The 6000-nt window shown below is 33.9% G+C and carries 5 protein-coding genes; 4 read left to right on the forward strand and 1 reads right to left on the reverse strand.

Annotated features, from left to right (window positions below; genetic code table 11):
* Window positions 1–11: 11 nt before the first annotated feature.
* The 3 genes from GKZ88_RS11235 (at window position 12) to GKZ88_RS11245 (ending at window position 4600) form a co-directional block, all read left to right on the forward strand.
* Entirely contained in the window at window positions 12–1037 is a 1026-nt protein-coding gene (locus tag GKZ88_RS11235) for a glycoside hydrolase family 43 protein (protein WP_230392505.1), read from the forward strand.
* A gap of 122 nt (window positions 1038–1159) precedes the next feature.
* Window positions 1160–3175 (forward strand): DUF2264 domain-containing protein, encoded by a 2016-nt coding sequence (locus GKZ88_RS11240; protein ID WP_155102470.1) that lies wholly within the window; start codon window positions 1160–1162, stop codon window positions 3173–3175.
* A gap of 66 nt (window positions 3176–3241) precedes the next feature.
* Complete coding sequence (locus tag GKZ88_RS11245; protein WP_155102471.1) at window positions 3242–4600, forward strand: serine hydrolase; 1359 nt, start codon at window positions 3242–3244, stop codon at window positions 4598–4600.
* Between the two features lie 93 nt (window positions 4601–4693).
* Here GKZ88_RS11245 and GKZ88_RS11250 read toward each other — a convergent pair whose 3' ends face one another.
* Window positions 4694–5053 (reverse strand): hypothetical protein, encoded by a 360-nt coding sequence (locus GKZ88_RS11250; RefSeq protein ID WP_155102472.1) that lies wholly within the window; start codon window positions 5051–5053, stop codon window positions 4694–4696.
* Between the two features lie 430 nt (window positions 5054–5483).
* Here GKZ88_RS11250 and GKZ88_RS11255 point away from each other — a divergent pair, with 430 nt between their 5' ends.
* Complete coding sequence (locus GKZ88_RS11255) at window positions 5484–5744, forward strand: hypothetical protein (RefSeq protein WP_155102473.1); 261 nt, start codon at window positions 5484–5486, stop codon at window positions 5742–5744.
* Window positions 5745–6000: the final 256 nt, after the last annotated feature.

Consider the following 6000-nt stretch of genomic DNA (forward strand, 5'->3'; position numbering starts at 1 on the left):
AAATTAAGAAAATGAAAACACAACAAAATTATTTTAAACAGAAATCACGTCTTGTTTTTTCTATGGTTATATGCCTTTTATGTTTTTCGACGGTGAATGCTCAAAAAAAGAGAACAATAAAAGAAGCTGTTCCGTTAGACTCAATTCGATTGAGCGATCCGGCTATTTTAGCAGATCAGAAAACCAATATGTATTATATGACAGGTACAGGCGGGTTACTTTGGAAAAGCAAAGATTTAAAATTATGGAGCGGTCCTTATGATATTGCCAAAACAGACCCAAATTCCTGGATGGGACCAAACCCGATGATTTGGGCTGCAGAATTTCACCTGTATAAAAACAAATATTACTATTTCGCCACTTTTACAAATAGAGACAAAAAAATAGACACAGTTGCCGGTAATGTTATTGAGCGCCGAGCGAGCCATATTTTGGTTAGTGATAATGCTGAAGGACCCTATTTGCCAATGAAAGATGAGATCTATTTACCTGCCAATAAACCTACACTTGATGGCACATTTTGGGTTGATAAAAATGGAAAACCTTATATGATCTATTGTTATGAATGGTTACAGAATGGCAACGGAACCATTGAAAAGATAGAACTTAAACCAGATTTAAGCGGATCGGTGGGTGAAGGAAAATTACTTTTTAAAGCGAGCGATTCTCCTTGGAGCCGAGAAAAAGATGCTAGTGGCAAGGACAAACCAAACAAAGTTACAGATGGCCCTTATTTGTTTAAAACTGGTTCGGGGCGTTTAGGAATGATTTGGACGAGCTGGATTTATGATGTTTATACGCAGGGAGTCGCATATTCTAAAAGCGGTACTTTAGACGGTCCATGGATTCAGGAAAAAGAGCCTATTACTCCACCAAATTTTGGTCATGGAATGTTATTTAAAACTTTTGATGGCAAATGGCTGATGTCAGTTCATAGTCATAAAAAAGTGGAAGGAAAAACGGTTAGAATTCCGAATTTTTTTGAGATTGATTTGTCTGGAGATAAATTAGTGGTCTTAAAACCTTATTTGCCATAAAATAGTCGCTGATTTTTTTTACGGGTTGATCGTATTAGAAAAAAACATTGAGGTTGAAATATTCGGATTCGATCCGTCTTAAAAAATAGAATTTATACTAAAGAATTACAAAGTTTTTAAAAATGAATAAATTAAGAGCATTCTTATTTTTAGGGGTTGTTTTCGGCCAGTCTTTATTTTCACAGCAAAAAGAAAATACCGAGAATGTATTTCAGATAAAAAATCCTGACTTTAATACTAGTCCTTATACAGGAATGACAAAGCAGCATTGGAGAGATGCAGCACTTTATTTGTTACAAGGCGCGTTCAGCTATGTTCATTCTATTGATGATCCAATGAAATTTCCTAAACAAGAAGGAAAAAGTTATCCAGCAAATGAAAATCAAGTTCCAACTGAAAAATTAGAAGGTCTTTGCAGAACTTTATTTATTGCTTCACCTTTATTAAAAGAGAATCCAAATTTAGTAATCAACAACATTAAAGTTGCCGATTATTACCTTTACCAAATAGGAAAATTAACAGATCCAACAAGTGCGTCGTATATTGAGCCTAGAGCAAAAAATGGCGGACCAAGTCAAAAATTAGTCGAATTTGGAGCGCTGGCGCTTTCATTGATGACAAATTCAGATGTTTTATGGAAACCACTTCCGCAAACGCAAAAAGACGATCTGGCTAAAATAATGCTGAGTTATGGCGACGGCCCGACAGTTGATTCAAACTGGAAATTTTTCAACATTTTTGTCCTGAGTTTTTATAAAGAACAAGGCTATGATGTTAATGAAAAATTGCTTGTAGAATATTTAGAAAAATCCCTGAAACATTATCGAGGCAATGGCTGGTACAATGATGCTCCGGCTTTTGATTATTACAGTATGTGGGCCTTCCAGATGTATGGAACAATCTGGTCAGAGTTTTTTGGCAAAAAATATTACCCTGAATACACAGCTAAGTTTGCTGCAAATTTTAGTGATTTAAAAGATAATTATCCTTATTTATTCAGCAAAGATGGCGAAATGATCATGTGGGGAAGAAGTATCAGTTATAGAACGGGTGCCGTAGTTCCTTTTCCGTTAATGGGATTTCAAAATGATCCTAATACAAATTATGGATGGATGCGCAGAATTTCGTCGGGCGTAATAAAACAGTTTTTGACACACCCTGATTTTATGAAAGACAATGTGCCTACGCTTGGTTTTTATGGCGCTTTTGAACCAGCCGTTCAAAATTACAGCTGCCGTGGAAGTGTCTATTGGATGGGGAAAATCTTTTTAGGTCTGTTAGTTCCTGATAATAATCCATTTTGGAACAGCAAAGAAAACAATGGAGATTGGGAAACTAAATTCAAAAAAGATGAGGTTTACAATAAATATCAAGGAAATTCACAAATCCTAATTACAGATTATCCTAATATTGGCGCTTCTGAAGTGAGAGCGTGGTGCCACGAAAAAGTAAGCAGTGACTGGCAGAAATTCAGGTCAACAGAAAACTATAATAAATTATCTTATAACAGCGCTTTTCCATGGCAGGCCGATGGCGAAAATGGCGAAGTTGCCATGAATTATGTAATTAAAAATAAAAATGATAAGTGGGAAGCTTTTAGGCTTTATACTTTTAAAAAGTTTGAAAACGGGATCTATTATAGAGATGTAGTTTTAGAAACCGATGAAAATATAAAGTTCAATTTAGCAGATGTTCCTTTGCCCAACGGAATTTTAAGAATAGATAAAAATAATAGCGATAAGCCAATTTCAATGCGTTTGGGACATTATGCACTGCCAAAATTAGATAAAGAAATCATTACAATTAAAAAGAAGGTTGAAGGACATGAAGTTACGATTATCGATAATGGAAAATATCAGTTAGCTGTGATTCCTCTTTTAGGTTGGAACAAATCTGGAATTGTGAATGCAAAAGGACTGCATCCAGAAAGTAATGAAAGCACTGTGATTAATGTTGCAGCTAATTCTGAACCAAATAAATCTAATGTTTTTTCAGTTTTGTTGCTTTGGAAAAAATCAGGTGAGAAATGGAAAAATAAAGAGTTAGTTCCTTTAAAAATTCAAGAGCAGAAAAACGGGAATATTAGCTTAGAATTTAATAACGGAATAAAGAAATTGGTTAATTTTAATGAAAAATAATTAAATCGCTTATTCAATACGATCAAATTATAATAAATCATTTAATAATATCTAATGAAGTGACAGATGAATAAATTGTATTTACTTCTTTGTCTTTTAGGGTTAGCTTGTACTTATGGGCAATCTCAACAAGACAAACAATTAGAAAAAAAATTGGATGAACTGCTTTCTTCAAAATTTAGCAAATCGGAACCTGGTTGCGAAATATTGGTTGCAAAAAAAGGAGAAATCGTTTATAAAAAAGCATTTGGAAGCGCAAATCTTGAATTAAATGTGCCTATTCAACCTGAAATGGTTTTTAAACTGGGTTCTATAACAAAGCAATTTACAGCTGTAGCAATTTTACAATTAGTAGAGCAGGGCAAAATTTCTTTACAGGACAGCCTGCAGAAATTTGTTGCTGATTTTCCATCAAATTCCAAAACGATAACTATTGAAAATCTATTGACCCATACCTCAGGAATAAAAGATTATATGCAGATTGATTACCAGGAACGAAATTTGGAAAGAAGAGACTTTGATCCGAAGGAACTTATAGATCTCTTTAAAAACGTTCCATTAGAATTTGAACCTGGAACTAAATATAAATACAGTAATTCGGGTTATTTTTTACTGGGCTATATTATTGAAAAAGTATCAGGCAAAAGTTATAAAACATATGTGGAGGAAAATATATTAAAGCCTCTGGATTTAAATCACATCTATTTTGATACTTCCAATACTCTTATTCCCAACAGAGTCAGCGGATACCGAAAAGAGGGTACAGCATTTAAAAATGCTGATTACTGGAGTATGACTATTGCATATGCTGCAGGTGAATTGATTTCAAATGTTGAAGATTTATTTAAATGGAACAGAGGGCTATATTCGTATAAAATCCTTAAAAAACAAACTCTAGAAAAAGCATTTGTACCTTTTAAATTAAAAGATGGAAGCGCAACGGAATATGGTTATGGCTGGATACTAAAAAATGTAAATGGTATAAAATCAATAGAGCATGGCGGAGCCATAACAGGTTTTCTGGCTAATGAAATCTATTATCCTGAAGAGGACGTCTTTGTTGCGGCATTATTTAATTGCGAATGTGCTCCAAAGGATGAATTGTCAGTTGATATTGCCAGTCTTGCATTAGGAAAAACATTCCAAAACGAAGTAAAAGTAGATGCTGCACTGCTAAATGAATATATAGGTACTTATACATTATCGATAAATACCAAAAGAACCATAACAATCAAAAAAGAAAATGAGCATTTAATTGCTGAGATTTCAGGTCAGGGAACAGTTCCGTTAATTTTTCAATCCGATACAAAATTCCAGTTTAAGAATATTCTTGGTGCCGAATGTGAGTTTATAAAAGAAAATGGGAAGGTTACAAAATTTAATGTAAGTCAAAATGGAAATTTTGAATGGAAAAAAAAGCAATAGACATATTAGAAATGAAGTTGCAATTAATGCAACTTAAAAACGGTTAAAAGACAATTATCGATTACAATAATAAGTAGTTTATTTTAAAACTGTTTAGTTCAGTTGTTCGGAGGTTTCCATTCGTAGGCATTGTTCTGTTCCAAGATAAAGAGGGTTGCCATGTTTTTCAGACCAAAACCCATCCAAAAAATCTTTGGTAACACAGCGGTAAACGGCAACTCCTTTGTAAATTTTATGATCGTCCCCTTTATAGCTAAAGTTAATTACCAGAATATTGTCTTTAAAGAAACCAGAACCTTTTTGCTTTTGAGTGTCGTTAATAAGCCAGTTTGCAATAACTCGGTTGTGCTTATCTAAAGATAAAGTCAAAATCCCTTTATACGTGATTTCGTTATTTTCTTCCTGGTTGCTTCCAGAGACAACATATTTGCCTATTAAATCTTGTATGGTCATTATATATAGGTACAATTTAAGAAACAAAGAATAGTAATTATGATACTAATTCTAATAAAACAATTTATTGAAGCAAATATATAAAGTTATAGATGTAATTACTTCGCAAACATTAATGAATTGACGACAACAAGTCCTGTTTTTGATGATAAGGCAAAATTAAAAAGCATTCAAATGACAAAAGAAGTAATTGATAGCCTAAATAAAGTATACATATATATAAGAGTAAATTTCATTCCCACAACCCGACAGGTTTTCATAACCTGTCGGGTTTGTTTTTTCTATACATATATATGTATAAGTAGAATTAAGGTTTGTCAGGCTGAGCGAAGTAGAAGCCCTTTTAGTCAAGAATTGGAATTTGGGATTTCAAGTTTTGGAATTTGTTTTTTGATCAGGAGCTGATCCCGCTATCCGCTTCAATCTTTTTGTGGCGAACCCCGCCACAAAAAGGATTTCCGCTGCTATCGGGGCTAGGTCATGGGTTTCTAGAAGAAATCCAGTAAAAGAAAAGCGATTCGAAAAGAAAACCGGCAGGGAAGCAGGCTCCGAAATCCTGATTTCTCTTCATAAAACAGCAATAAAAGCTGAAAACTCCTCAAAACGGATGACCGGAAAGCGCCTAAAAATAAAGAAACCGCATCATAACTCAGAAAAACCTGATATAAAATCAAAAAAAGTTCAGTTGTAAAGAAACGGTTATCAGCGAGTTAAGAAAAAGATCAAAAAAATGACAAAAAAAGACGCTGGAAAAGCTTGTTTAACTGAATAAAGGTGGTACTTTTGCACCCGCAACAGCGAAAGACGTTCACCGAAATACTGACAGGCAGAGAAATCAGAACTGAAAATTTATTTTCAAAAAAAGATTTAAAAAAGCTTGCGGGATTGGAAAACGGGTATTACATTTGCACCCCGCAAAACACGGAAAGTTCCTTGAAAGACTGGCA

Source organism: Flavobacterium sp. LC2016-01 (assembly GCF_009711135.1).
In the GTDB taxonomy this organism is placed as follows: domain Bacteria; phylum Bacteroidota; class Bacteroidia; order Flavobacteriales; family Flavobacteriaceae; genus Flavobacterium.